Source organism: Rahnella sikkimica, assembly GCF_002951615.1.
Taxonomy (GTDB): domain Bacteria; phylum Pseudomonadota; class Gammaproteobacteria; order Enterobacterales; family Enterobacteriaceae; genus Rahnella; species Rahnella sikkimica.
Window position 1 is genome coordinate 221,841 of the sequence record NZ_CP019062.1, and the last position, 26,868, is coordinate 248,708.

28 protein-coding genes are annotated in these 26,868 nt (G+C 57.9%); 8 read left to right on the forward strand and 20 right to left on the reverse strand.

The genetic code is table 11. From position 1 onward, the window contains the following. Window positions 1-10 precede the first annotated feature (10 nt). The 10 genes from hydN to hycA form a co-directional block, all read right to left on the reverse strand. Window positions 11-556, reverse strand: coding sequence for an electron transport protein HydN (hydN, locus tag BV494_RS01055; protein ID WP_104921166.1), 546 nt, complete (start codon window positions 554-556; stop codon window positions 11-13). A gap of 329 nt (window positions 557-885) precedes the next feature. Then, window positions 886-1,371: a hydrogenase maturation peptidase HycI gene (gene hycI / locus BV494_RS01065; RefSeq protein ID WP_104921168.1), complete on the reverse strand. Its 486-nt coding sequence runs from the start codon at window positions 1,369-1,371 to the stop codon at window positions 886-888. Beyond that, window positions 1,364-1,843 carry a formate hydrogenlyase maturation HycH family protein gene (locus tag BV494_RS01070; protein WP_104921169.1) on the reverse strand — a complete coding sequence of 160 codons (480 nt, stop codon included), beginning with the start codon at window positions 1,841-1,843 and terminating at the stop codon, window positions 1,364-1,366. The genes hycI and BV494_RS01070 overlap by 8 nt, the downstream gene beginning before the upstream one ends. Continuing rightward, window positions 1,843-2,640 carry an NADH-quinone oxidoreductase subunit B family protein gene (locus BV494_RS01075; RefSeq protein ID WP_104921170.1) on the reverse strand — a complete coding sequence of 266 codons (798 nt, stop codon included), beginning with the start codon at window positions 2,638-2,640 and terminating at the stop codon, window positions 1,843-1,845. Before BV494_RS01075 ends, BV494_RS01070 begins: the two co-directional genes overlap by 1 nt. Beyond that, complete coding sequence (locus BV494_RS01080; protein WP_104921171.1) at window positions 2,637-3,194, reverse strand: formate hydrogenlyase complex iron-sulfur subunit; 558 nt, start codon at window positions 3,192-3,194, stop codon at window positions 2,637-2,639. The genes BV494_RS01075 and BV494_RS01080 overlap by 4 nt, the downstream gene beginning before the upstream one ends. 15 nt (window positions 3,195-3,209) lie before the next feature. Continuing rightward, window positions 3,210-4,934, reverse strand: coding sequence for a hydrogenase large subunit (locus BV494_RS01085; RefSeq protein ID WP_104921172.1), 1,725 nt, complete (start codon window positions 4,932-4,934; stop codon window positions 3,210-3,212). Between the two features lie 44 nt (window positions 4,935-4,978). Then, window positions 4,979-5,932 carry a respiratory chain complex I subunit 1 family protein gene (locus BV494_RS01090; protein WP_104921173.1) on the reverse strand — a complete coding sequence of 318 codons (954 nt, stop codon included), beginning with the start codon at window positions 5,930-5,932 and terminating at the stop codon, window positions 4,979-4,981. Window positions 5,933-5,942: 10 nt separating this feature from the next. Continuing rightward, window positions 5,943-7,850 (reverse strand): proton-conducting transporter transmembrane domain-containing protein, encoded by a 1,908-nt coding sequence (locus tag BV494_RS01095; RefSeq protein ID WP_104921174.1) that lies wholly within the window; start codon window positions 7,848-7,850, stop codon window positions 5,943-5,945. Further along, complete coding sequence (locus tag BV494_RS01100) at window positions 7,847-8,458, reverse strand: 4Fe-4S dicluster domain-containing protein (RefSeq protein ID WP_104924664.1); 612 nt, start codon at window positions 8,456-8,458, stop codon at window positions 7,847-7,849. Before BV494_RS01100 ends, BV494_RS01095 begins: the two co-directional genes overlap by 4 nt. A gap of 175 nt (window positions 8,459-8,633) precedes the next feature. Beyond that, a complete protein-coding gene (gene hycA / locus BV494_RS01105) occupies window positions 8,634-9,101 on the reverse strand; it encodes a formate hydrogenlyase regulator HycA (RefSeq protein WP_104921175.1) in 468 nt (155 codons plus the stop codon). Between the two features lie 327 nt (window positions 9,102-9,428). Here hycA and hypA point away from each other — a divergent pair, with 327 nt between their 5' ends. The 6 genes from hypA to flhA all read left to right on the forward strand — a co-directional run bounded on the left by hypA (window position 9,429) and on the right by flhA (window position 15,238). Further along, window positions 9,429-9,773: a hydrogenase maturation nickel metallochaperone HypA gene (gene hypA, locus BV494_RS01110; RefSeq protein ID WP_104921176.1), complete on the forward strand. Its 345-nt coding sequence runs from the start codon at window positions 9,429-9,431 to the stop codon at window positions 9,771-9,773. Between the two features lie 29 nt (window positions 9,774-9,802). After that, window positions 9,803-10,609: a hydrogenase nickel incorporation protein HypB gene (hypB, locus tag BV494_RS01115; RefSeq protein ID WP_104921177.1), complete on the forward strand. Its 807-nt coding sequence runs from the start codon at window positions 9,803-9,805 to the stop codon at window positions 10,607-10,609. Continuing rightward, window positions 10,600-10,884 (forward strand): HypC/HybG/HupF family hydrogenase formation chaperone, encoded by a 285-nt coding sequence (locus tag BV494_RS01120; RefSeq protein WP_104921178.1) that lies wholly within the window; start codon window positions 10,600-10,602, stop codon window positions 10,882-10,884. The genes hypB and BV494_RS01120 overlap by 10 nt, the downstream gene beginning before the upstream one ends. Further along, window positions 10,884-12,038, forward strand: a complete 1,155-nt coding sequence (hypD, locus tag BV494_RS01125; protein ID WP_104921179.1) for a hydrogenase formation protein HypD — start codon at window positions 10,884-10,886, stop codon at window positions 12,036-12,038. Before BV494_RS01120 ends, hypD begins: the two co-directional genes overlap by 1 nt. Next, window positions 12,035-13,057: a hydrogenase expression/formation protein HypE gene (hypE, locus tag BV494_RS01130; RefSeq protein ID WP_104921180.1), complete on the forward strand. Its 1,023-nt coding sequence runs from the start codon at window positions 12,035-12,037 to the stop codon at window positions 13,055-13,057. The genes hypD and hypE overlap by 4 nt, the downstream gene beginning before the upstream one ends. Window positions 13,058-13,159: 102 nt before the next feature. Beyond that, window positions 13,160-15,238 (forward strand): formate hydrogenlyase transcriptional activator FlhA, encoded by a 2,079-nt coding sequence (flhA, locus tag BV494_RS01135; RefSeq protein ID WP_439958371.1) that lies wholly within the window; start codon window positions 13,160-13,162, stop codon window positions 15,236-15,238. Between the two features lie 62 nt (window positions 15,239-15,300). Here the strand turns inward: flhA and BV494_RS01140 are convergent, their stop codons facing one another. Genes BV494_RS01140 through BV494_RS01150 form a run of 3 tightly spaced genes read right to left on the reverse strand, consistent with a single transcriptional unit; the run spans window position 15,301 to window position 16,607 of the window. Beyond that, window positions 15,301-15,846, reverse strand: coding sequence for a DUF4865 family protein (locus tag BV494_RS01140; RefSeq protein WP_104921182.1), 546 nt, complete (start codon window positions 15,844-15,846; stop codon window positions 15,301-15,303). Beyond that, window positions 15,843-16,265 carry a tautomerase family protein gene (locus BV494_RS01145; protein ID WP_104921183.1) on the reverse strand — a complete coding sequence of 141 codons (423 nt, stop codon included), beginning with the start codon at window positions 16,263-16,265 and terminating at the stop codon, window positions 15,843-15,845. Before BV494_RS01145 ends, BV494_RS01140 begins: the two co-directional genes overlap by 4 nt. 15 nt (window positions 16,266-16,280) lie before the next feature. Then, window positions 16,281-16,607: a carboxymuconolactone decarboxylase family protein gene (locus BV494_RS01150; protein ID WP_226790005.1), complete on the reverse strand. Its 327-nt coding sequence runs from the start codon at window positions 16,605-16,607 to the stop codon at window positions 16,281-16,283. 105 nt (window positions 16,608-16,712) lie between these two features. Here BV494_RS01150 and BV494_RS01155 point away from each other — a divergent pair, with 105 nt between their 5' ends. Next, complete coding sequence (locus BV494_RS01155; RefSeq protein ID WP_104921185.1) at window positions 16,713-17,594, forward strand: LysR substrate-binding domain-containing protein; 882 nt, start codon at window positions 16,713-16,715, stop codon at window positions 17,592-17,594. 6 nt (window positions 17,595-17,600) lie between these two features. On the opposite strand, the gene BV494_RS01160 is transcribed toward BV494_RS01155, so the two are convergent. Continuing rightward, window positions 17,601-17,801 carry a DNA polymerase III subunit theta gene (locus tag BV494_RS01160; protein WP_104921186.1) on the reverse strand — a complete coding sequence of 67 codons (201 nt, stop codon included), beginning with the start codon at window positions 17,799-17,801 and terminating at the stop codon, window positions 17,601-17,603. 155 nt (window positions 17,802-17,956) lie between these two features. On the opposite strand from BV494_RS01160, the gene yghX reads away from it, so the two are divergent. Then, window positions 17,957-18,862, forward strand: coding sequence for a YghX family hydrolase (yghX, locus tag BV494_RS01165; RefSeq protein WP_104924665.1), 906 nt, complete (start codon window positions 17,957-17,959; stop codon window positions 18,860-18,862). A 57-nt stretch (window positions 18,863-18,919) separates the two neighbouring features. Here the strand turns inward: yghX and yghU are convergent, their stop codons facing one another. The 6 genes from yghU to BV494_RS01195 all read right to left on the reverse strand — a co-directional run bounded on the left by yghU (window position 18,920) and on the right by BV494_RS01195 (window position 26,855). Next, on the reverse strand, window positions 18,920-19,771 hold the full coding sequence (gene yghU / locus BV494_RS01170; protein WP_104921187.1) for a glutathione-dependent disulfide-bond oxidoreductase: 852 nt from the start codon (window positions 19,769-19,771) through the stop codon (window positions 18,920-18,922). A 907-nt stretch (window positions 19,772-20,678) separates the two neighbouring features. Next, window positions 20,679-21,440: an SDR family NAD(P)-dependent oxidoreductase gene (locus BV494_RS01175; RefSeq protein ID WP_104921188.1), complete on the reverse strand. Its 762-nt coding sequence runs from the start codon at window positions 21,438-21,440 to the stop codon at window positions 20,679-20,681. Continuing rightward, window positions 21,437-22,339, reverse strand: coding sequence for a dihydrodipicolinate synthase family protein (locus BV494_RS01180; protein WP_104921189.1), 903 nt, complete (start codon window positions 22,337-22,339; stop codon window positions 21,437-21,439). The genes BV494_RS01175 and BV494_RS01180 overlap by 4 nt, the downstream gene beginning before the upstream one ends. A 2-nt stretch (window positions 22,340-22,341) precedes the next feature. Then, complete coding sequence (ilvD, locus tag BV494_RS01185) at window positions 22,342-24,060, reverse strand: dihydroxy-acid dehydratase (RefSeq protein WP_104921190.1); 1,719 nt, start codon at window positions 24,058-24,060, stop codon at window positions 22,342-22,344. Continuing rightward, a complete protein-coding gene (locus BV494_RS01190; protein WP_104921191.1) occupies window positions 24,057-25,427 on the reverse strand; it encodes an MFS transporter in 1,371 nt (456 codons plus the stop codon). The genes ilvD and BV494_RS01190 overlap by 4 nt, the downstream gene beginning before the upstream one ends. Window positions 25,428-25,454: 27 nt before the next feature. Continuing rightward, window positions 25,455-26,855 (reverse strand): sugar porter family MFS transporter, encoded by a 1,401-nt coding sequence (locus BV494_RS01195; RefSeq protein ID WP_104921192.1) that lies wholly within the window; start codon window positions 26,853-26,855, stop codon window positions 25,455-25,457. Window positions 26,856-26,868 lie beyond the last annotated feature (13 nt).

Genomic DNA, 26,868 nt, shown 5'->3' on the forward strand with positions numbered 1-26,868 from the left:
CTATCCGGAGTTAAAACAGCAGGGGGGAGGTGCTGTCGAGCGCAGCGCGGCGGCGTTTTTCTGCGTTCATTTCCTGTAAGTGATTACGGTCGATGGCGAAAAGTGCCTTGGTCGGGCAGACTTCCATACAGGCCGGGCCACCTGCGATGCCGTGGCACAGGTCGCATTTATGCGCTTCGGCTTTGTCCGACGTGGCAACCATCGCCGCGCCGTTCTGGCGGAAAATCGGTTTGGTGACCACTTCCATCGCGCCGTAAGGGCAGGCGACGACGCAGGTTTTGCAGCCGATGCAGCGTTCCTGCATCACCTGAACGTGATCGCCGGTGCGCAGGATCGCGCCGTTCGGGCAGACGTTGGCGCAGGGCGCGTCTTCACACTGGCGGCACATCACCGCGGTGCTGAGATTCACGCCTTTAATGACGTGCAGGCGCGGGGCGAAAGTGGCGGTATTCAGCAACGAGATATCCTGAGAATCGCTGTGCGCCATGACGCAGGCAATTTCACAGGTACGGCAGCCGATGCATTTTTTAGGGTCGGCGATAATGAACCGGTTCATGTCTACTCTCCAAATCCCCGTCGTCCCTGGCACCGCAGGCGCGTTGGCTGCGTTCACTCGCCCGAATCACTGACGCATGTCAGCTCATCGGGACTCCTTCGCTTGCCGCCTTCCTGCAATGCCAGTGCCTTAGGGGATTTCTGTGTACTTAAATTGAAGTGGTTAAAAGTTTTCATCTACTGCTATACATAAACCATGCCAGTTTTATGGTTTTGTTTTTATAGCTGTATTTCAATGAGTTAATGGTTCCCTTGCCTGCCGGTGACGACGCGTGTCACCGACGTCATGTCCGCGTCGTCACCACATCGACAGTTATGTCGAGCGCGCGGTCAGGCGGTGTCGGCCTGAAAAGGCGCGATGCCCATGCCCTGTTCCAGCGCCGGTAACCGCTGATGCAGGCGGACGACGGCCTGTTCCACGGCGTCGCTCATCGGGTAATAAAACGCGACGACGTCCGGCTGAATGCCGATAAACGTGATTTGCGGGATATCCTCACGCAGCTGCTGCATGAGAAACGTCAGCGGCAAATTGTGGGTGGTCATCATGAACATTTCGCCGATGTCGCTTTCTTCGAGGGTGCGCATCTCGCCGGGCACCAGCCCCATATCGGTGGCGTCCACGATCACCAGATGCGCCGGGCGCAGCTCGCGTAAATAGCCGATGTCGTTTTCCGGCGCGGCACCGCCGTCAACGACTGTCCAGCCGCTGAGCGGTTTTTCTGCGCACAGCTCTGCCAGCCGGGGGCCGGCACCGTCATCGCCCATCATGCTGTTGCCCACGCACAGCAGCGCGTAGCGGGAAGTGGAATCAGGCATCGTATCTCCTGACCATCAGGTACATCGCGGGGTCGCTTTCGATTTGTCCGAGCAGGGCGATGAGCTGGTCGCTCCAGCCGTGCTGTTCTTCATTCATTTGCGGGCGGGCATCGCGCAGCGCCAGCGCCAGTAAATGGGTATGGCTGCTGTCGATATTGATTTCACCAAAACGCTGCACGCCTGCCAGTTTGCGGTAGGCTTCACCCTGTTCGGGCAGGCAACTGATCCATTGCTGGTAGCCGGTGAGCGGGCATTCGAGGCGGGATTTCAGGCAGTCGATGACCCCGAGGTGATGGCCGATCGCCAGGCTGTAATACACCACTTCCTGCACTTTCTGCGAACTGCGCTTTTGCGCACTTTTCTCGTCGACAAATTTGCTGCTCAGCGAGTAAAAAATCACTTTGTTCTTTTCGGCCTGATGACCGGAAAAAGGCTGATGCTGCGCGTAGCGCTGGTCGTTTCCTGAGGTCATCACAGGCGCACCTCCCCGCGCAGAACCTGCTGATAAATCTGTTGCAGGTTGCCGACAATTTCCGTGAGACGCAGGTCGCCGCGTTCACTGAGGTAGGTTGAAACGCGCTGCTCCACCGGTTGCAGGCCGGGCGCGGCCACGATATTCATAAACTCATCGGCAATCTGGCGGCCATAGCGGTAACCGGCCATGCGGCGCGCTTCGCGGTCAAGCAACACGCGCAACGGTTGCGGCAGATCCGGATGGAGTAATTCCGCCGGAACCGCCGCGGCCTCGTCGTGCTGCTGGCCTTTGATTTTTTGATCCAGCAACCCGAGCGCCATCGCGAAGCCGTAAAGGGTCGCCGCCGGTGTCGGCGGACAGCCCGGAATATACACATCGACCGGTACGATTTTGTCGGTGCCGCCCCAGACGCAGTAAAGGTCGTGGAAAATGCCGCCGCTGTTGCCGCAGGCACCGTAAGAAATGCAGATTTTCGGATCCGGCGCGGAATCCCAGGCGCGCAGCGCGGGCATGCGCATGGCGCGGGTGACCGCGCCGGTGAACAGCAGAATGTCGGCGTGGCGCGGCGACGGCACGACTTTGATGCCAAAACGTTCGGCGTCGAACAGCGGTGAAATCGCCGCGAAAATCTCAATCTCGCAACCGTTGCAACCGCCGCAGTCCACGCGGTACACATAGGCGGAGCGGCGGATGCTATGCAGCAGGGTGGATTTCAGTTTTGCGATGCTTTCGTCAAGCGTGACGGGCACCGGCAGGCCATTTTCGTCACGCGGTGCCATCGGGTTATGACTCATGAACGGGCCTCCGTGGTCATATGGCGGCCGATATCAATACGGTCGGTGGAAGAAAGGCTGTGCATTTTTTTGCACGACGGGCAGGTTTCGTACTGCACGCGGCGATCGGCGATTTGCCGGTCGCTCAGCGCCGCGCTTTCCTGCAACAGGCTGAGCGCGAAATCGATTTCCTTTTGCACGGCATAAGGTTTGCCGCATTCACGGCAGTGGCAAATGGGGAAATCCGCCGTTTCGTACAGGTCTTCTTTGCGCCAGACCGCCAGTTCAAATTCCTGCGACAGCGTAATGGCCGCCGTCGGGCAGACTTCTTCGCAGCGGGCGCAGAAAATGCAGCGGCCTAAAAACAACTGCCAGCGCAGGGTTTCGCCGTCTTCCGCCGTGGTCATGGTCAGCGCGTTTGACGGACAGGCGTTGGCGCAGGCTCCGCAGGCAATACATTGCTGCGCGGTGTACTGCGGCTTGCCGCGAAAATTCGGCGCAAGATCCAGCGGCGTAAACGGATAACCCACGGTGGCTGTGCCCGTTTTCAGCACTTTTTTAATCAGTTTCAGCATGATTTAAGTGATTCCTTAAAGCGGCGAATTTTTGCGTTCGATGCCGTAACGTTCGATCTCTTTGTAAGGCACGACAATGGTCGTTTTCTTACGCACATCCACCACGGTCATGCGGTCGGTGCAGGAATAACAAGGATCGAGGCTGCCGATGATCAGTGGGGCGTCGGACACCGTATTGCCGCGCAGCATGTAGCGCAGCGTCGGCCAGTTGGCGTAGGTCGCCGCACGGCAGCGCCAGCGGAACAGCTTCTGGTTGTCGCCGGTCATGCTCCAGTGAATGTCATCGCCGCGCGGAGCTTCGGCAAAACCGAGGGCAAAGCGGTGCGGAATATAGGTAAATCCTTCCACCGCCAGCGGGCCGCCCGGCAGGCTTTGCAGGCCAAACTCGATCATATTCAGGGCGTTATAAACTTCGTGGATGCGGACTTTCAGGCGGGAATAGACGTCGTTGCCGGTTTCGCTGCAAATTTCAAACGGCAGTTTGGCGTAACCGGCATAAGGATGATCCAGACGCATATCGCGGCGGTGACCGCTGCCGCGCACCATCGGGCCAACGTTACTGAAATCACGCGCCACCTGCGGATCCAGAATGCCGACGCCGACGCTGCGCTGTTCGGTATTCGGCGTGCTGAGCAAAATATCCACCAGCTCATTGAGGTCACGGCGCATACTGCCCGCCAGCGCAATGGTCTGGATCATGTCGTCTTTTAAGATGTCGCGACGCATCCCGCCGATCAGGTTCATGCCGTAGGTTTTGCGTGCGCCGGTGAGGATTTCAGCCATTTTCATCGACTGTTCGCGGATGCGGAAAAACTGCATAAAGCCGGAGTCAAAACCGACGAAATGGCAGGCCAGCCCGAGGTTCAGCAAGTGGCTGTGCAGACGTTCCACTTCCAGCAAAATTGAGCGGATCATCTGGGCGCGTTCCGGCACCACAATCCCCATCGCATTTTCCACCGATGAGGTATACGCCACGCTGTGGGTAAAGCCGCAGATGCCGCACACGCGGTCGGAAAGGAACGTGACTTCGTTATAGCCCATGCGGGTTTCGGCCAGTTTTTCCATGCCACGGTGGACGTAAAACAGGCGGTAGTCGGCGTCGATAATGTCTTCGCCATCGACAAACAGACGAAAATGTCCGGGTTCGTCAGACGTAACGTGCAGCGGACCAATCGGCACAATTTTGCTGCCTTCTTTGCTTTCTGAAATAAACGGATAGGTTTCGTCGTCGGTGGTCGGTGCCGGGCGCTGACGGTAATCCATTGAATCTTTGCGCAGCGGATACAAATCCTCCGGCCAGTCATCCGGCAGCACCAGACGACGCTCGTCCGGCAGCCCGACCGGGCGCAAACCGTACATATCGCGGACTTCGCGTTCGCCCCAGACCGCGGCGGGCACGCGCGGCGTCACGGACGGGAATTCCAGCGAAACCGGATCCACTTCGGCGCGCACGGTGATCCAGCACTTCACGCCTTTTTCCATCGACAGCACGTAATACAGCGCGTAGTTGCCGCACAACGTGCGTTCGTCATTGCCGAATAACACGGAAAGCCAGCCGCCCTGCTGGTAATACAACCACTCAACCACTTCCGGCAGCGCGTTCAGCTTAATGGTCACCGTCGCCTGCGTATCGGTCTGCCATTCGCTGCCTAAAATGGCCGCCGGGAACTGCTTCGCCAGCGCGGCAAGATAATGTTTGCCGACCGGGTTTTGATTTAATGCGGTATTGAACTCACTCATTGCAAAGCCTCTTCCCGCCGTGGCGGGATAAGAAAAATGTCAGGTCAGCCTGCGACCAGCCAGGAAACCAGCGCCAGAAATGCCAGCCCGAAGCCCGCCCATGTGGTGCGGGACGTTTTGAGAAAACGCAGACGCGCGACGCTGTTCTCCACAAGCGCCACCAGAAAAACGGCGATCAGCAGTTTCACCAGGCTCAGCACCCCGGCAATCAGCAATGCCAGCGGCGTGATGTGTTCTGCCATCCCGAACGGGAAGAACAGGCCGAGAAACAGCTGCAACACCACCAGCTGTTTCAGGCTGATGCCGATTTTCAGCACGCCCAGCGCGGCACCGGAATATTCCGTCAGCGGGCCTTCCTGCAATTCCTGCTCGGCTTCGGCCATATCAAACGGCAACTTGCCCATTTCGATATAGGTGGCAAACGCGCAGGCCAGACCGGCCAGAATCAGCGTCAGGGAAGATGACACCGGCCAGTGCAGCACGCGGGCAGAAATCGCGCCCAGCGAGGTGGAACCGGCCACCAGCGCAGCGACCCACAGGCCGAGCAACAGAATCGGTTCGACCAGCACGCCCAACACCGCTTCACGGCTGGCACCGAGGCCGGTGAACGTGCTGCCGGTATCCAGCCCGGCGATGGCAAACACGAAGCGCACCACGGCAAACAGATAAATCACGGTAATCAGGTCACCCGCTGCGCCCATCGGCGAAGCCAGTGTCACCACCGGCAGCGCGGTGGCGATGACCAGCAATCCGCCGGTCAGCAGGTACGGCATACTGCGAAACGCCGGGCCGGACGCCGCCGGTGCCACACTCTGGCGTTTGAGTAATTTGGCGATATCACGGTATTCCTGTAATACCCCCGGCCCGCGCCGGTTGTGCATCCGGGCGCGCATGACGCGGCTGAATCCGGCAAACAGCGGAGCCACCGCCAGCAGCGCGACGGCCTGAATCAGCGCCAGCGGCCACAGAGAACTGTTCAGCAAAAAGGGAAAATTCATAGTCAGTTCCTCAGGCAAAAGCCACGACCAGCAACACGGCCAGTTCGATGAAAGCCAGACGACGGCAGAAAGCCCCAAGCCAGCCCTGATGCAGCGTGCTCACCAGTTTGGCGGGCATGACGTGCTGGCGCAGACGGTACAGCGGGCCGAACATCACGCGCAGCGGCTGGGTAAAGCCGGTCGCGGTGACCACCATGTCAGCGGAATGCCCGTAACCACAGGCCCAGGCCTCGCCGCGCAGGCGGTTTGGCAGACGGGCTCCGCGCAGAACGGCGGCGATAATCCACGGCAGTAACGGCATCCCTAAAAGCAGGAGTGCCACCATCGGGGCGGAAACGGCGGAGGTTGCGGAGAACACCGCGCCGTGCTGTGCGGCCTGGAGAACCGGCGCATTCAGAACGGACGCGGCAACGGCGGCGAAGTGCGGAATAATCCACGACGAGGCGACACCGAAAACGATGCACAGCATTGCCAGCAAAACGCTGCTCAGCGTCATCGCCAGCGGCGCGGGCGTGGCCTCTTCTGCTGCCTTGCTGCGCGGTGCGCCAAGGAACGTCACGCCGAACACTTTTGCCACGCACATCAGCGCCAGCGCGCCGGTAAGCGCCAGACCCACCGCCAGCAGCGGGCCGAGCAGACGTGCGATAAACAGCGGCGCGGCGCTCAGCTGGAACAGCGACTGATACAGCAGCCATTCGCTGGCAAAGCCGTTAAGCGGCGGCAGCGCGGCCATCGACATCAGTGCGACAAGCATCGCCACGGCGGTCCACGGCATCAGACGGGCGATACCGCCGAGCTTTTCCATATCCTTTATGCCGGTCTGCATTTCGATTTCACCGGCACCGAGGAACAGCGCGGTTTTAAACAGGCCGTGGTTGAACAGATGGAACAATCCGGCCAGCAACGCCAGCGCCGCCAGTTCCGGCAGATTCAGCGCCACACCGGTCATTGCACCGCCGACGCCGAGCAGAATAATCCCGACGTTTTCCAGCGTGTGATAGGCCAGCAGACGGCGGATATCGTGCTCCATCAGCGCGTAAAGCCCGCCAATAAACGCGGTCAGGATTGCCAGCAACAACACCATCAGGCCCCACCAGAGTGGCGGTGCGCCGAGCAAATCCAGACCGACTTTTACGATGCCAATAATGCCGATTTTCATCAGCACGGAAGAGAACAGGGCTGCGGCATGTGCCGGTGCGCTGGAGTGTGACTGCGGCACCCAGGCGTGCAGCGGAATAATCCCCGCATAAAGCCCGAAGCCCGCCAGCGCCAGCAGGAAGGCCAGCGATTTTGCGCCCGCCGGGAAGGCCGTGTGGCGCAGAACGTCAAAATCCAGACTGCCGCTGACGTGATGCAAAACCGTGAACGCCAGAATCAGGCAAACCGTGCCAAGGCGGCCCGATAAAAACTGATTCAGACCGGCACGACGGCTTTTCACATCGTCGGTTTGGACGATCAGGAAGTAGGCGCACAGCGCCGCCAGTTCCATCATTACCAGTAGTTCAATGGCGTTATTCGCGACCGCCGCCGCCGTCAGCGCCGCCATCAGTAAATGACACAGCAGGCCGGTGCGGCTGCGTTTACGGGATGTTGTCCCCGCCAGCCACGCGCAGGCGTACAGACTGCAAAACAGCGCCGTGACTGACATCGCCAGCAATAACACTCCGTTCAGCGGGCTGAATTCAGCAGTGAACGGCAACACCGGCAGAGCCACGGCCTGCACTGCGCCGCCACGGTGAACTATTTCGAAAGCGGCAACGATGACCGCCGCAGAAGCCACCATGCCGCCCAGCCCTGAAATCAGGCCGCTGAGCCGTGCGGCGGCAGAAAATACCCCGCCCGCCACGCCGCTCACCAGCCAGATAAGCAGTGCCAGCGCCAGCAACGAGGCCGGTTCTAAAGCAAACAAAGCCATCATGATTTGGCCCCCGCGTCAGGCGTGGTGAAGGTGGAATAAGCCGCAGGGAACGCGTTCATCGCATTCAGGCGTTTTTGCTGGCTGCTGTGTTCGGCCAGACCGGCGGTTACCAGCGTGATGGCCTGCGTCGGGCAGGTTTTGATGCACGCCGGTCCGTCCGGACTGAAACTGCATAAATCGCATTTCACCGCCACGGCGCGTAATCCGGGCACGCAATCCAGGAACGGGCTGACGGCGCGCGGCGCACGCGGGGCGGGCAGCGCTTTTGAGGTATTACAGTTGCGCGGAATATCCACCGGTGTGCTGCCGGAAAAGGTGATCGCGCCAAACGGGCAGGCAATCCCGCACAGTTTGCAGCTCACGCACAGGCTTTCGTTGAGATGAATGGCCTCGTCCTGACGGGTAATGGCATTGACCGGGCACACCTGCGCGCACGGGGCATCTTCACACTGGTGGCACATGACCGGCGCGGAATCCAGCCGGTTGCGCATCACCTGCAAACGGGGCGCAGACTGCAAGCCGTGCAGCTGATGTTCCTGCGAACAGCTGGCCATACAAGTGTTGCAGCCGATACACAGCTTCGGATCGGCGATCACATATTGATTCATGGCGGCGATGCAACTCATGAAGTCTCCTTTTCATTTCGTCAAAGGTGACGAAATCGGCACTTAAATTGACATTTCGACACTTATGTCGGAATTAATCCCCGTAAAAACCGGCACTCACACGACGCGGGAAAATATTTCCGTCAGACCGGCGCAATAATGTATTTCTGACTATGAATCAGGCGCGGCTAAGTAATTTTTCTAATTGCGCCTGAATAGGCTGATTGCTGTGCAGGGAGTCGTAAATACACTGATAGATAGCGGAAATCTTATTCAAATAATGCTCCAGAACGGCGTTTTTATCGTGGATATCCACGGTGCCGTCGATCCTGCCTTCTTCACTCAGTGCGGCGTGGGCAAAGGTTTTGAATTCAGGCTCTTCGCCGCTGTGCGCCATGTTCAGGCTGTACACGATGTCCTGACTGTAAAAGTCATCGCTCAGGTGAATGCTGACGGTGAAATGATTGAACAGTGTGAAGCGGATATCCTGATCTTCACCACAGCAAAACTCGTGATTAATCTTCTTATTTGAATGGGTTACCGCCTGGATCAGGCTGTTCTGGTAAGTGCGCCACTGTGATTTCAGATGGCTGTTTTTGCTGGCAATATAGTCAGCCTTCGTGGTCAATTTGCTGAGAGTGCTCATGTCATTACCCGTTATTGTGTTGTGCGTGAGTGTCATTTTTCATCGCCCCGTGACGACAAAAAAATGGCGCATAACCCTCTAGGGGCATAAAGCGTGCCAGTTCCGATAATTATTTTATTAATGATTTTAAATCATGTGTTTAGGTTATTTTCTGCCAGTTTGGGAATCAGGGCAGATCACTCAATGATGTGTCGATGACACCTTATTTCGACAGATATGACGCACTAATTCCGTCACCGGGAAAGTCCGGGTATTTAATAAGCGTGATGAACTCTGGCATTAATATTGCAAAAGCCCTTTTATCTGACTCCATCGGGAGGGGAAATTATGCACGAAATAACGCTGTGCCAGAATGCCGTGGAAATAATGCAGGAATTTGGCCAGCAAAATAATGCGCGGCGAATAACCGCCGTGTGGATGGAAATTGGGGCATTTTCCTGCGTCGAGCCGGAAGCACTGCAATTTTGTTTTGAGCTGGCGTGCCGGGAAACACTGGCGGAAGGCTGCGTGTTGCACCTCGATACGCCCGCGGCGCAAAGCCGGTGCCTCGATTGCCAGAAAGATATCCGTCTGTTCCGCCCTGACGTATTGCTTTGCCCGGAATGCGGCGGCCGCAATGTGCGGGTGATCGCTGACGACGGCATGAAAATCAAACGTATTGAAATCGAATAACGGGTATCCGTAAACCCGGGGAGAAAACTATGTGCAGTACCTGCGGTTGTGCCAGCGGCGAGCTTCGGATTGAAGGCGTCAGCAGTGAGCATTCTCACAATGAACATTCTCATCACGATCATTCTCATCATGAACATTCGCATCCACACGAACACGGCCATTCGCACGGTTTGCCGTTTGCGCCGCGCCGGCTGGTGGATATCGAAAGGGATGTGCTGGCGAAGAACAATCATATTGCCGCGCATAACCGCGAACATTTTGCGCAGGCCGCCATTCTGGCGCTGAATCTGGTGTCCAGCCCCGGTTCCGGTAAAACGACGCTGCTGACCAGCACACTGACCCGCCTCGCGCCGTATTTCGACTGCGCGGTGGTGGAAGGCGATCAGCAAACCACTAACGATGCTGACCGTATCCGCGCGACCGGCGTGCCGGCGATTCAGGTGAATACCGGCAAAGGTTGCCATCTGGATGCGCAGATGGTGCATGACGCGGTACATCAGCTGTCGCCGAACAATAACAGCCTGCTGTTTATTGAAAACGTCGGCAATCTGGTGTGTCCGGCCAGTTTTGATCTCGGCGAACGGCATAAAGTGGCGGTGCTTTCCGTCACCGAAGGCGAAGACAAACCGCTGAAATATCCGCATATGTTTGCGGCCTCACGCCTGATGATCCTCAATAAAATCGACCTGCTGCCGTACGTCAGTTTTGACGTCGAAACCTGCATCGCCAACGCGCGGCAGGTGAATCCGGAGATTGAAGTAATCCGCCTTTCTGCCACCACCGGCGAAGGCATGGACGAGTGGCTGGCGTGGCTGGAGCAGCAGCGATGTGCATAGGCATTCCGGGGCAAATCGTTGCGTTGCATGAGCAACAGCCCGACCACGCCTGGGCGGAAGTTTGCGGTTTGCGGCGTGAGGTGAATATCGCGCTGGTTTGTGAAGGTATCAGTGAACGCGAACAGCTGATCGGCGGCTGGGTATTAATTCACGTCGGGTTTGCGCTGAGCCGCCTTGACGAGCACGAAGCGCAGGAAACGCTGGCGGCGCTGCACGCTATGGAAGAAGTGGAAGCCGACGTCGCGCTGTTTCTCGGCGCGGGGGAGGCCAGATAATGCGTTTTGTTGATGAATTCCGCGACCCGAAGCTGGCGAAAACGCTGATTGAACGCCTGCATAAACGGGCCGCGCAACTGCCGTATACCGCTGAAAAGCCGATGCAAATTATGGAAGTCTGCGGCGGCCATACCCACGCGATTTTCAAGTTTGGTCTGGATAAACTGCTGCCCCCGCAGTTGGAATTTATTCACGGCCCCGGCTGCCCGGTGTGCGTGCTGCCGATGGGCAGGATTGACGCCTGTTGTGAAATTGCGGCGCACGCGGACGTGATTTTTTGCACCTTCGGCGATGCGCTGCGGGTGCCGGGAAAACAGGGCTCGCTGCTGAACGCGCGCGAACGCGGCGCGGATGTGCGGGTGGTCTATTCGCCGCTCGACGCCCTGAAGCTGGCGCGGGAAAACCCGCAGCGTCAGGTGGTATTTTTCGCGCTCGGCTTTGAAACCACGCTGCCGGTGACGGCGGTCACGTTGCAACAGGCACGGCGCGAAGGGCTGACCAATTTCAGCATCTTCTGTCAGCACATCAGCCTGATCCCGACGTTGCGCAGCTTGCTGCAACAAGACGATGTCCGCATCGACGCCTTTCTCGCGCCCGGCCATGTCAGCATGGTGATCGGCACCGCGCCGTACCATTTCATTAATACCCAATTCGATAAACCGCTGGTGGTCAGCGGGTTTGAGCCGCTGGATATGCTGCAAAGCGTATTCATGCTGGTGGAACAAGTTTGCGAGGCATCGTGTAAAACCGAAAACCAATACCGGCGCATCGTGCCCGAAGAGGGTAATGTGCTGGCACAAAACGCCATCCGCGAAGTCTTTCAGCTTTCCGGCAGCAGCGAATGGCGCGGACTGGGGCTTATCGAAGAATCGGGGATTTCCCTGACGGAAGCCTACAGGGCCTTCGACGCCGAGCGCCGTTTCAGCCCGCAGACGCAATCGGTGGCCGATGATCCGCGTTCACGCTGCGGCGACGTGCTGACAGGGCGCTGCAAGCCGCATGAGTGCCCGTTGTTTGGCACCGGCTGCACGCCGCATAACGCGTTTGGCGCGCTGATGGTCTCCTCCGAAGGAGCCTGCGCCGCCTGGTATCAGTACCGGTATCAGGAAAATAAACAAGAGCAGCAAGAGATGAAACAGAAGGTGGCAGGATGAGCGAGCGCAATGACGTCGTGACGATGGCGCACGGCAGCGGTGGCCGCGCGATGCAGCAGATGATTGAACGGATGTTTCTCAGCGCGTTCGATAATCCGTGGCTCAACGAACGCGAAGACGGCGCGCGGTTATCGCTGGCCGCGCTGAGCCAGCAGGGCGACCGTCTGGCTTTCACCACCGACAGCTATGTCATTGATCCGATTTTCTTTCCCGGCGGTAATATCGGCAAACTGGCGGTGTGCGGTACGGCAAACGATTTGTCCGTCAGCGGCGCAACACCGGCGTATCTCTCCTGCGGATTCATTCTGGAAGAGGGTTTGCCGATGGATGATTTGCAGAAAATTGTCAGCCTGATGGCGCAAACCGCACGCGACGCCGGGATCGCGATTGTCACCGGTGACACAAAAGTCGTGCAGCGCGGCGCGGCCGACAAGATTTTCATTAACACCGCCGGGATCGGCGTGATCCCCGGCGATGTGGCATGGGGCGCGGGGCAGATTCAGTGCGGAGATAAAGTGATCGTCAGCGGCACGCTGGGGGATCACGGTGCCACCATTCTCAATCTTCGCGAGCAACTGGGTATGGATCTCGGTATTCAGAGCGACTGCGCGGTACTGGCACCGATGGTTACGCCACTGCGCACTGTTTCCGGCGTTCACGCCCTGCGCGATGCGACGCGTGGCGGGGTGAACGCGATTTTGCATGAGTTCAGCGAGGCCAGCGGTTTCGGCATCTCCATCGATGAGAATGCGCTACCGGTCAAACCTGCGGTACGGGGAATTTGCGAGCTGCTGGGGCTGGAACCGCTCAATTTTGCCAATGAAGGCAAACTGGTGGCGGTGGTTTCTGCGCAGGCGGAAGACACGGTCCTGAAATTATTGCGCAGCCATCCGCTGGGAGCCGACGCCGCCACGATCGGCGAGGTCACTGAAAATCCACAGGTCTGCCTGCGCGGCGCGCTCGGCGTTTCCCGCCAGCTCATGCTGCCACATACCGAACCTTTACCCCGCATTTGTTGATCTCATCAGGGGGCTGAGTCCCACGAAAGGGGTAGACTTTTCCGTATTGCCCTTTTTTCAGAAACTACGTTATCCAGAGCTAACGCTATGCAGAGTGCAACCATGAGCACGACAAAACACAAAGGATTGCTGGAACTGACGCGCACGCTGCTGCTGCAACAGACCATGACTTCGCTGCTGGAAACCCTCACCCAGGTGGTGCAGAGTGCCGGTATTGCAGAATCGGTGACGCTGGTGTTGTTTGACAGCAACAGTGATCGCGTCAGTTTTTACGGCATCGATCCGCATCATCAGCCGGTGAGTTATGAAGACGAAACCCTGCTCGCCACCGGGCCGGTACATGCGCTGCTCAGCAACCCGAAAACCCAGGTCTGGCGCAGTGAGGCGCTGCATTTACGTTACCCGCAGTTGTCCGCGCTCAACCTGTATCCGGCGTTTACCGACTATTGTCTGGTACCGTTGCTGGCGGCTTCCGGCCTGCTCGGCGGCTGCGAATTTACGCGTCAGCACGCGGCACCGTTCAGTGAAGAAGATAAAAGCGGCCTGCACGAACTCTGCATGCTGGCGGCGATTGCGGTTGAACAGATTCAGCTGCGTGAAAACGCGCTGCTTCAGCAATCGCTGCTGCGCCACGAACGCGATGATTTCCGCATACTGGTGGACATCACCAATGCCGTGCTTTCCAAGCTTGATCTCGACGAACTGACCGGCGAGATCGCCAAAACCATTCATCATTTTTTTCACATCAACGCCATCAGCATTGTGCTGTGCGATGCCGACAAAGACAGCGAACAGGCCAGCGTTTACGCCACGCATTATGTGCAGACGCATGTCGCCGAACGCGAACAAACGCGCATGACGCTGGCCGGATCGCTGGAACAGCAGGTCATGAAAACCGGCGAAATGTTGCTGACCAACGTGCGGCCTTCCGGAGAGCTGGAGGACGATGAGAGCACGCTGTTCCAGCTGTTGTGGCGCGACCAGACCAAAACCCTGTGCATTTTACCGCTGCGTTTCGGCCATAAAACGCTGGGCGTTCTCAAACTGGCGCAGTGTCAGCCGGATAATTTCAATTCCGCCAACCTGCGGGTTTTGCAGCAAATCGCCGAGCGTATTGCGATTGCGGTGGACAACGCGCTGGCCTATCAGGAAATCAAAAGCTTGAAGGAAAAACTGCAACACGAAAACCTGTATCTGACCGAGCAAATTAACAGTAACACCCCGGATTTCAGCGACATTGTCGGGCGCAGCGCAGGGATGTCTGCGGTGCTCAAACAGGTGGAGATCGTGGCGAAAAGCGACTGTTCGGTGCTGATCCTCGGGGAAACGGGCACCGGCAAAGAACTGATCGCCAGAGCGATACATAACCTCGGCGATCGCCGTGATCAGCGGATGGTCAAAATGAACTGCGCGGCAATGCCCGCCGGGCTGATGGAAAGTGACCTGTTTGGTCATGAAAAAGGATCTTTCACCGGCGCAACCGCGCAGCGGATGGGGCGTTTTGAGCTGGCCGACCAGGGCACGCTGTTCCTCGATGAAGTCGGGGAAATCCCGCTGGAGCTGCAACCTAAACTGCTGCGTATTTTGCAGGAACGTGAATTTGAAAGGGTCGGCGGCAATAAACTGATCTCGGTGAACGTGCGCATGATCGCCGCGACCAACCGTGACCTGCGGCAAATGGTGGAAGACAAAGAATTCCGCAGTGATTTGTATTACCGGCTGAATGTGTTCCCGATTGTGATCCCGCCGCTGCGCGAACGCCCGGAAGATATTCCGCAACTGGTCAAATTCCTGACTTACAAAATCGCCAAGCGGATGAAGCGCACCATCGACAGCATTCCGGCGGAAACGCTGCGCCTGCTGAGCCGTATGCCGTGGCCGGGGAATGTCCGTGAGCTGGAAAACGTGATTGAACGCGCCGTGCTTCTGACGCGCGGCACGGTGCTGGATCTGCAACTTCCCGAACTGAATTATCCGCTGCCGGTGACGCCGGTTGCGCCACCGGCGTTCTCTGAACCGGTGCCTCACCTGAGCGAAGACGACGAGCGTGAGCGCATTATCGCGGTCCTGAAAGAAACCAACGGCGTGGTCGCCGGGCCGCGCGGAGCCGCGCAGCGTCTGGGGTTAAAGCGCACCACCTTGCTGTCACGCATGAAAAAACTCGGTATCGCGGCACACTAAGATATACGACAGAAATTCCCCTTCCGGCGCAGAATTCTGCCAGAAGGGGCGTCTGATTTCCGTCAGCCAGCCGCTTTCTTGCCGGGCAATGAAATATGCCCGATACGGTAATGCTGACCGGTTCCGGCCTGCACCGCTTTCCCCGCCGTAAAACGTATTTTCTTCCAGTTTGTGGTATCCCACGCGGTGACATCGATCACTACGTCGCCGCTGATTTCCTGGTGATTTAGCGGGGTGAGGTCACTGTAAGGCGGAATATCCGTCATCTCGCGACGGGCAAATACCGCCGCCGCCACCTCCTCACTGATGCGGGCGGAAAGCACCGGATAAACCTGGACCTGCGGCCACCCGAACGCTTTCGCCACGCCCTGAAAACCCGCGCTGAGCAGAAAACGGTGCATACTTTCCGCGTCCTGCCACAGATAAAACGGCGCGTAGAGATTTTCTGCGCTGCCCGTCGCGGTATCGTCGCGGCGCGCATACAGATAGGTTTTGAAAATCAGCCCCAGAAAACCGTCCAGCAAATGCCCGTTATCTGCAATCCGTCGTTCAATAATGCCCATGTCGTAATCAGCGGGCAGCGTGAAACTGTATTGCATCGCAATCATAATTTGCCCCCTTCTGAGCGGCTGATGGCGGCAACGCGGAAGACGTCACCGTGGCTGAATGACCAGTCTTCCGGCTGGGTGAAATTCACCACCACCATGATGTCCGCCGGGTCGATGCCGATTTCTGCGTGCAGTTTTTCGTTCAGATAACGGTACAGCGCGCTTTTCTGTCCGGCATCACGGGGTTTCCCCGCCGTGATGTGGAACAGCAGAAAATCGTCTGAACGACGGCTGTCCGGGCCTGCCAGATACGTCGGGTTGATCACCCGCTGGCCGGGATTTACCGGTTCAAACAGCTGGAAGCAATCGTCTTTCGGCACGGAAAACGTGGTGACCAGCGCGTCCTGTAAGACAGTGGAAATCGCGTTTTGCCAGCCTTCGAGACGGTGTTCAGGGATTGAAATTCGGGTAAAAGGCATGATGATTTTCCTCTGTTATTGCGGGTTCAACTCTGCGAAACGGGTCAGCGCGGAAGCGGCGGCGGGCCATCCGGCATAAAACGCCAGATGCGTGATCACTTCGCTCAGTTCGCTGTGTGTCACCCCATTTTTCACCGCCAGATCCAGATGAAACGGCAACTGTTCGGTGCGGTTCAGCGCAATCAGCGCGGCGACGGTAATCAGGCTGCGGTCGCGGGCAGGCAACTCGCTTCGTTGCCACAGGTCGCCAAACAAAACCTGCTCAGTCACTTGCGCGAGTTTTGGCGTCAGGCGCGTCATGGTTTCAGGTGGCAGCATAGGGGATGGTGTCTTGGCGCTCATTTCAGGCTCCTTTTGGCGGGTGTGAAAAGGAGCATAAAGCGTTATAATTATCCTTAATATCGAAAATATCAGCAGCATTAATCCATAAAAACGGGATGATTAAACGTGGCTAAACGACCGGTAACTTTCGATGCAGAGGCGCTGCGCAGTTTTGTCACCGGCATCGAACTGGGAAGTTTTGTGCTGGCGGCTGACCGCCTCGGGCGCTCGACGTCGGCGGTCAGCGCACAGCTGAAAAAGCTGGAGCAGCAGGCGGGTACGGAACTGGTGCAAAAAGCCGGAAGGCATCTGATGCTGACCGCGCAGGGCGAAGTCATGCTCAGTTATGCGCGGCGGATTTTGAGCCTCAACGACGAAGCCAGCGCGGCGTTATCGGCCAGTACCCTGAGTGGCAGCATTAATCTGGGTATGCAGGAAGATTTCGGCGAGGCACTGTTACCGGCCATTCTCGGCACCTTTACCCGCGCGCATCCGCAGGTACAGCTTTCCGCCAGCATTACGCGCAATCAGCAATTGCTCGACGGCATCCGGCATAACGAATTCGATCTGGCGGTGTGCTGGCAGGCCGATGACGTCCCGCTTTTCCCGACCAGCCGGGCGCTGGGCCGCATTCCGCTGCGCTGGATCGGGCCGCCAAATTTCTCGCTGGCGCATTATCTGGAAACCGGCGAACCGCTGCCTTTACTGGTGTTTGAAGCGCCGTGTCTGATGCGAAGTGCCGCAACGGCGGCGCTGGATAAAGCGGGGATCCCGTGGCGGATTGCCTTTACCAGCCGCAGCCTGGGCGGGATCTGGGCGGCGCTCTCCGCCGGTTTGGGGATTACCTTACGGACGGACTTTGGCCGACCGGCAGCCCTGAAGATTCTGGAGGATTTGCCCCCACCGGGCGAAATCGGCATCACTCTTCATCAGAGCCAGATGCAGCCGGGCGAACCGGCGACGTATCTGACGGATGCCATCACCGGCTTTTTCGCCACCGGACAGTGACGGGTTTTACTTTTTAGCGGGCTGAGTGCGGTAGTGTTCCAGCCGCTCGCGAAAGTAAGCGCGCAGATGTTCCGGCTGTTCCATCTCAACTTCTTCCGGGTTGACCGGCAGGTGATTGCGCTCGCGCACGGCGACGGTTCCTGCTGCCAGTCCGGCACTCACTTTTTCCATTTCTTCCGGGGTAAGACCTGCGAGATTCTTGTTCATAGCGTCTCCTTTAGACTGCACGCAGTTTAGCACTGTCGGCGGGCAAAAAGGGGGGAGTGCGGCGGCAGATTGAAATCCAATTTCACATTCAGTTTACATAATCGTCAAAAACAGACCATTATTTAGTCTTCGATTTCCCGGAACGGAGCCTGATGATGACGCGAATGACAGCCAAAGATTTTCCGCCAGAACTGCTCGAATACTTTGATTTTTATGTTCACGGCAAAATGACCAAGCGCGAGTTTCTCGATCTCTCGGCAAAATTTGTGGCGGGAGGGTTGTCGCTGGCGGCGCTCTCCACGCTGATGACACCCAACTATGCCTACGCCGAACAGGTGCAATTTACCGACCCGGATATTGTGGCGGAATATATTCAGTACCCGTCGCCGCAGGGGCATGGCAGCGTAAAAGCCTATCTGGTGCGTCCGGCCAAAGCCGCCGGGAAGGTGCCGGGCGTGGTGGTGGTGCATGAAAACCGGGGCCTGAATCCGTACATCGAAGACGTCGCGCGTCGCGTGGCGAAAGCCGGATTTGTGGCGCTGGCACCGGACGGCCTGAGTTCCGTCGGCGGTTATCCGGGCAATGATGAGAAGGGCCGCGAGCTTCAGCAAAAAGTGGATCCTGCCAAACTAATGAATGACTTTTTTGCCGCCGTGGAGTTTCTGATGCACCACGAAACGGGCACCGGAAAAGTCGGTATTACCGGTTTCTGTTATGGCGGTGGCGTGGCGAACGCGGCTGCGGTGGCTTACCCGGAACTGGCGGCGGCGGTGCCGTTTTACGGACGTCAGCCAAAGGCCGAAGACGTGCCGCGCATCAAAGCGCCGTTATTGCTGCATTATGCCGAACTGGATAAGCCGATCACTGACGGCTGGCCAGCTTATGAGGCCGCGCTCAAGGCGAACAATAAACTGTATGAAGGGTATGTGTATTCCGGCGTCAATCACGGATTCCACAATGATTCGACGCCGCGCTATGACAAAGCGGCCGCCGATCTGGCGTGGGATCGCACCATCGCCTGGTTTAAAAAGTACCTCGACCCGCAGACTGAGACGGCATAAATGAAAAGGGCAGGAGATGATCCTGCCCTTTTTGCATTCTGACTCAACCGGTATGGATCAGGACTTCAGTTTGTCATCAAAATCTGACGCGTCATGGCGTTCTGCCAGTTGCTGATCCGGCTCGCCCCAGGTGCGATTGACGATGCGGCCGCGTTTGACTGCCGGACGATCCGCCACTTCCGCTGCCCAACGCTGGAAGTGTTTGTAGGACTGGATTTCCAGGAATTCGGCGGATTCATACAAACCGCCCTGCGCCAGACTGCCGTACCAGGTGAAAATGGCGATATCGGCAATTGTGTATTCTTCACCGGCAATAAAGCGGTGATCGGCCAGCTGGCGGTCCAGCACGTCGAGCTGGCGCTTGGCTTCCATCGTGAAACGGTTGATGGCGTATTCGATTTTGACCGGCGCGTAATGGTAAAAATGCCCGAAACCGCCGCCCAGATACGGCGCGGAGCCTTGCAGCCAGAACAGCCAGTTCAGGGTTTCCGTGCGCCCCGCGAGATCTTTCGGCAGGAACTGACCGAATTTCTCCGCCAGATACAGCAGGATATTGCCGGATTCAAACACGCGGATGGGCGGTTTGGCGGAGTTATCCAGCAGTGCCGGGATCTTAGAATTCGGGTTCACATCAACAAACCCGCTGGAGAACTGATCGCCTTCGTTAATGCGGATCAGATGCGCATCGTATTCCGCACCGCTTTCACCCAGCGCCAGCAACTCCTCGAGAAGGATCGTCACTTTCTGGCCGTTCGGCGTGCCCAGCGAATACAGCTGCAACGGGTGTTTGCCGACCGGCAGCGTTTTCTCATGCGTCGGGCCTGCAACCGGGCGGTTGATGTTTGAGAACTTGCTGACTTCGTCTTTATTCCAGGTCCAGACTTTAGGCGGTTGGTATTGTTCTGACATGAGGATGCTCCGTCTGCATTTAAGGGGGTGTAAGACTGAAAAGTCTAGCAGGAGAAAATGCAGCGTGACGCTGAGAATGTGCCCAAAACCTTGGGTTGGCCGCCCAAACGGGCTTCAGTTTAAAATCAAGACCTTGGGTTGCCACCCAAACTGGCTTCAGGTCAAAATCAAGACCTTGGGTTGCCACCCAAACTGGCCTCAAGGAGCGCCTATCGCCGCGCCCCTTGAGAATCCCGGGCTCTTTAACTGCGCGCTGCCGCTCGCTGGCACTGTTTCAGCCACTCTGGCTATTGCCGCAAAATCTCGCCGCTGCGCGGTTCCCTCCCGTCGGGTTACAAACCGCGCGAAAAGAGTCGCGGTTTTCCACCTCTCCATACGGCGCGATTTTTGAAAGCGGCCAGGGGCTATGTAATTCGAAAGATTGATGTCGGGTGGTTTTGATTTGCTCCTTCCTCTCTCACGAGGGGAAGGCCGGGATGGGGTGTTGGTTTTAGCGGCTCAGTGGCCTGCTAAACCCCCTCCCGGCCTCCCCTTCGCAGGGGGAGGAGCAAACCAACCGTTCGCAAATGTTTGCACATTTAGAAAGCCTCCAGCCGCTTTCAGAAAGCTTGCCGAACGAAGTGTTTCGAGACCAATGGCTCGAAACCGAGAAAGGGAACCGCGCAGCGGCAAGTTTTTGCGGCAATAATTGTGGCTGCTGAAACAGTGCCAGCGAGCGGCAGCGCGGAGTAAAAAAGACGCGGAGATTCCAAAGAGGGGGCCGTCCAGCCCCTCTTTGGTCGGTTTCGGCGCAGCGCGTTAAGCGATCACCGCACATGAAAAACCGAAATTTTCTCGATCAACTGTCAGCCCTCACGCCAAGTGAGAAACCGCCCGGGCAGCGGTCTCTGCCCCCATCAGTCCTGCATTAACGCACTCCTCCCCCATCCATCACAATCGTGGTACCGGCGATAAATCCCGCCGCCGGGCTGGCGAGATACAGGCAAAGTTCACCCACTTCTTCGGATGTGCCGATGCGTCCGACCGGGTGTTTGCGGAGGGTGTCCTGCCGCGATTTTTCGCCGTCTTCGTGCGAATCAAACCACACCTGATTTCCGGCGGTGTCGATAAAGCCGGGGGCAATGCCGACGGTGCGGATGGCCGGGCCCCATTCGATGGTCAGGCTTTGTACCAGCGAGAGCAGGGCGCGTTTGGTGATGTTGTAAGGCGCGCAGCCCGGCATAGTGGAAAAGGCGTGGTTGGAGGTCATCACCAGAATGACGCCTTTGGATTTTTCCAGAAGCTCACGGCAGCATTTCGCAATGTACCAGTGCGAACGCAGGTTCAGATCGAGGTTGTGATGCCAGTCTTCCAGCTCACAATCAATGCCTTTGAAAACATTTTTTCCGGCGTTCGATACCAGCACGTCAAGGCGGCCAAAACGGATTGTCACGTGGCTGATGAATTCATCAATGCTTTCCGTTCGGGTCATGTCGACGGAGTAATAGAAAAATTGTTCAGGATATCTTTTGCTCAGCTCCTGCGCGTGGGGCGCTTTGTCGGGCGCGGAAAACGCGCAGCCGACCACGATGTCGCCCTGATTCAGAAAGGTTTGCGCGATGGCGTTGCCGATGCCCTGGCTGGCACCGGTGACAATCACGACGCGGGGCGTGCGGGACGATGTGTTCATAGGAACTCCGAAAAAGTGGTGAGGAAATTGTCGATAGTCAGATGATCTTGCGCGGTCAGCGTCCGGCCCGGATGGCGGCAGTAATCTGTCGCGATGATCCCGCGCCGGTGCAGAAGCGTTTTTTCCACCTGAATGATGTATTCGCAGTGCGTCATCCACTGCCGGATCCACGGTAAAAGCTGCTGATGCAGCGCCTGCGCCGCGTCGGTTTTTCCGGCCTGCCACAGCCGGTAAATCTGCACGTAGATTTCACTGAACGAACAGCCGGGCATGACGCCTTTACCGCCGGCTTCGAGCATTTCCAGCATGTACAAACCGGCGTAACCGTTGAGTACGCTGGCCTGCGGCGCGCGTTGCAGGAATTCGCGGGTGTAACTGACCGGCGGATTACATTCGATTTTGAAGACTGCGTGCGGGTAGCGCGTGGCCACGTCACTGAGCTGTTCGGGCGTGATCGGCAGCCCGGTTTCACCCGGCGCGTATTGCACCATCACCGGAATATCCACTGCTTCCAGCACCGAGAAAATGTGATGAGAAATCGCGGCGGCGTCGGGTTGCAGGAAGAACGGCGGCAGCAACATCAGCGCATCGGCACCGCGTTTCTGATAATCCCGCGCGCGCTTCACTGCCACTTCGGTGCTGTGATCGGTCACAGACAGCGCGCGAAAAATGCCGTTGCCTTTGAGGTCTGAGAGAAAACATTCGGCCAGCAACAGCCGCTCGCTGTCGTCGAGTTTGGGGAATTCGCTGGCGATGCCAAACAGCGTCAGCCCCTGAATGCCGGTTGCCGCCAGGTGTTCCAGCATCCGGCTGAAACTGGCGTAATCCGGTTCACCCGACCGGGTAAACGGCAGGGCGGCAATCGGATTGACGCCGAAAATATCGGAAGACTGAACCATTTTTACTCCTCGTCCCTGTCAGCTAAAACCGCACCCTGTGCCGCCGGTAATGCCCAGCGGCGGTATAAACGCAGGAATCCGCGCGGCACCTGTTTTTCGACCGGCACCCAGCGGGTGCGGCGTTCGGCCAGAATGTCTGCGCTGACGTTGAGGGTCAGCTCGCGGGTCGGAATATTGATGGTGATGATGTCGCCGTTTTCCACCAGCGCCAGATCGCCGCCGTCGCTGGCTTCCGGCGAGATATGCCCGACGAATAAGCCACGGTTGGAACCGGAGAAACGCCCGTCGGTGATCAGCGCGCAGCTGTCCGACAGCCCCATGCCTTCAAGGCATTTCATCGGTTTGTACATTTCCGGCATGCCCGGCCCGCCTTTCGGCCCTTCATAGCGCAGAACTAGCGCGCTGCCCGGCGCAATTTCACCGGAGAGAATGGCATCGACGGACTCCTGTTCGCTGTTAAACACCACCGCCGGGCCGCTGAAGGTCATGAGATGATCCGGTACGGCGGCCGGTTTTACCACGCAGCCGAGCGGTGAAAGATTGCCGTGCAGCACGGCAACACCGGCTTCATTACGCACCGGGATCGCCAGCGTATGAATGACGTCCGGACGGCGCGATGTTGGCGTGGTGTCCAGCCATTGCGCTTTGGTTTGCCCGCTGACGGTCAGCGCCGAGGTGTCCATCAGCGAACTGATTTCTTTCTCGACGGCGGCCACGCCACCGGCTTCCCAGAAATCAATCATGTCGTATTCCGATGCCGGATACAGGGAGGCCACCAGCGGGACGTGGTGGCTCAGTTTGTCGAAATCCGACAGCGGCAGATGGCCGTATTCGGCTTCGTAATGAATCGCCTGCAAATGCAGGATGGCGTTGGTCGATCCGCCGGTCGCCAGCAGGTAAATCATGGCGTTGCGGATGGACGCGGGTGTGATGATCTGGCGTGCATTGACGCCGCGTTTCACCAGATCCACCGCCGTCTGACCGGTGCGGTACGCGCAGTCGCGGCGTTCCTGAGAAATCGCGGGCAGGGTGCTGCTGCCGGGCAAACTCATGCCGAGCACTTCAGAAATGCAGCACATGGTGTTGGCGGTGCCGTACATGGTGCAGGAGCCGGGGCCGGGTTCGGCGAGATCTTCAATGCGGCGGAATTCCGCTTCGTCGATTTCGCCCCGGCGTTTCCAGCCGATGGCCTCGGTGACAATATTGCCGTCCCAGTCTTTGCCGTGATAATGCGCGGGGTACATCGGCCCGCCGTTGACCAGAATCGCCGGAATATCCAGCCGCGCGGCGGCCATCAGCATGGCGGGAACAATTTTGTCGCACGAGCCGAGCATGACCATGCCGTCGAACCGGTGGGCGCGCATCATGACTTCAATCGAACTGGCGATCACTTCGCGCGCGGCCAGAATATAACGCATACCCAGATGGCCTTCGGCGATGCCGTCACACGGCGCGATGGTGCCGAAAACCATGCCGACGCCGCCCGCTTCATCAATCCCTTTAAGCACTCCGGCGGTCAGTTCGTTGAGATTGACGTGTCCGGCGGTGGCGTTGGTATAACTGTTCACCACGGCAATCACCGGGCGGCGCAACTGGTCGTCGGTGTGCCCCATCGACTTATACAGCGCACGTTTCAGCGCGCCGTCGTCTCCGCGTAATACCGGGTTAAAATGGTCATCCTGTGCGCCACCACAGGTGCCGCACGTTGTACATCCGCTCATACACTGCCTCTTTTTAATGACGATACGTCTTCTGTTTCAGCCGGTTTTTCAGCACAGCGGCGGGGGTTAACCAGCAGGGCTGGCAATAAAAAAATCAGGGGGGCGCACAGCAGCAAAAACGCGGCGAGGATGTACAGGCCGGTGTTGGTGCTGCCGGTGTTGTCTTTCAGCCAGCCGAGCACGGTCGGCCCGAAGAATCCGGCCAGATTGCCCACCGAGTTGACCAGCGCAATGCCCGCCGCCGCCGCCGTGCCCGAAAGCAGGGTGCCGGGCAGGCTGATATAGGTGGGGATCAGCGCCAGCGTTCCGGACATGGCGAGGCAAATCCAGGTCATCATCCAGAACGTGGAACCGCTGCAATAGGCGCTGAGCGTCAGCCCCACCGCGCCGATAATGGCCGGAATGGCGATATGCCAGCGCCTTTCGCTGTGCAAATCCGAGTGACGGCTGTTCCAGACCATAAACACCGCGCCGAAGACGTAAGGCAGGGCGGCGAGCAGCCCGATGTGGAAGTCGTCGCTGACGCCCGAGGTTTTGATGATCGACGGCAGCCAGAAGTTGATGCCGTAATAGCCGATGTTGAAGCTGAAGAAAATCAGCGCCAGCAGCCAGACATACCCGTTGCGGAACATCCGTTTCAGGCTTTGCGGCGGCTTACCAGCGTTGGCGGCCAGGCTGCGTTGCCGGTCGGTGTTCAGGTCACGGGCCACCATTTGCTTCTCGCTTTCCGTCAGCCAGCGGGCAGATTTGACGTCGTTATCGAGATAACGCAGCACCACAAACGCCAGCAGGAAGGACGGAACGGCTTCCACCAGAAACAGCCATTGCCAGTTGTGCAGGCCGTCGACGCCTTCGAAAGACTTCAAAATGAAGCCGGACAACGGGCTGCCGATGATAGTGGAAAGCGGCGTGACCAGAATAAACAGGCCGAGCGTGCGCGCCGACCGCCAGGACGGAAACCACAGCGTGAGATAAAACACGATGCCCGGAAAGAACCCCGCTTCCGCCACGCCGAGCAGGAAACGCAGTACGTAAAACTGCGTGGGCGTGGTGACGAAGATCATCGCCGCCGACAGCACCGCCCAGCTGATCATGATCCGCGCGATCCAGAAGCGCGGGCCGTAGCGTTGCATCATCAGGTTGCTCGGCAGTTCAAACAGGAAATAGCCGATGAAGAAGATCCCCGCGCCGATGCCATACACGGTGTCGCTGAAATTCAGCGCGTCCTGCATATGCAACTTGGCAAACCCGATATTGACGCGATCGAGATAAGCGAAGAAGTAGCACAAGATTAAAAACGGGATCAGACGGCGCGTGATCTTGCGGTACACCGCGCCTGTCGCTTTTTCAGGATCTGGAGTTGCCATGTCGTACCTCGTCATCGTGTCGGGGGATCAGCGCGGGTTGCCGATACTTCTCAGCGGTAAACCGGCCATCAGATTTTTTTCGATGTTTTCCAGTGAGATGTTTTTGGTTTCCGGGACGAAGATCAGGGTAAGCACGATGCAGACCACGTTGAGCGCGGCGTAAAGCCAGAACGTGCCTGCGCTGCCGATGGTGTCGATGAGCGTCAGGAAGGTTGCACCGATGATCATGTTGGCAATCCAGTTCGCCATCGTGGAACAGGTGACGCCAAAATCGCGGCCTGCCAGCGGCTGGATTTCAGAGCACAACACCCAGATCAGCGGCCCGGCGCTCATGGCGAATCCGACGATGAAAATCAGCAGCAAGGTGACGGCAACGTATTGCTGGGTCAGGCTGGAGATGCCGGTAAAGAACATCCAGCCCATCAGCGTCATGCAGATGGCCATCACGCTGAAACCCAGTTTGAGAATCGGTTTGCGGCCCCAGCGATCTACCAGACCGATGGCGATAAAGGTCGCCAGCACGTTGGTTAATCCGGCAATCACCGTTCCCCACATTTGCTGTTGCGTAGAGGCAAAACCGGCAATCGCGAAGATTTTCGGGGCGTAATACATGATGACGGTCATGCCGGTGAACTGCTGCATGAACTGCAACAGCACGCCGAGACAGGTGGAGCGGCGGAAATTGCTGTTGGCGCGGAATAACTGCCAGCCACGTTGTTTCATCTGCACGCTCTGGCGGATAGCTTCCAGTTCGATGTGTGCGTCGGCTTTGGTCGAACGCAGCAACAGCAGTACTTTTTCCGCCAGTTCACTTTTGTTTTTCATCATCAGCCAGCGCGGGCTTTCAGGCAGCGTTAATACGCCGCCAAACAAAACCAGCGCCGGGAAGGTAATAATGCCCAGCATCCAGCGCCAGTTACCGCTCTGGCTGAACGCCGTATCCGACAGAAACGCCGCCAGAATGCCGATGGTGATCATCAGCTGATACAGCGAAATCATGCTGCCACGGATGTGTTCGGGCGCGATTTCAGACAGGTATAGCGGAGCCACAAACGAGGCCACGCCAACCGCTGCGCCCAGCAGGAAGCGCGAGACGATCAGGATCTGCAAATCAGGCGCAAAGGCACAGCCGATGGAACCGGCGACGAACAGCGCGGCACCGATCAGCAACGTTTTTTTGCGGCCGATGCGCGTACACAACGGGCCGCTGCACAGCGCACCGAGCGCCGCGCCGAGCATCATCACGCTGACCACCATTTCCTGCTGATGGCTGCTCAGCCCGAATTCCTGCGCCAGAAACGGTAACGCACCGGCGATCACGCCCATGTCCAGCCCGAACAGCAGACCCGCCAGCGCGGCCATAAAACACACCAGCAGGGTTTGCCGGTTGGTTTGGGGAATCGGCCGGGAAATGATATTCGTCGTCATAAGTCACCTTTGA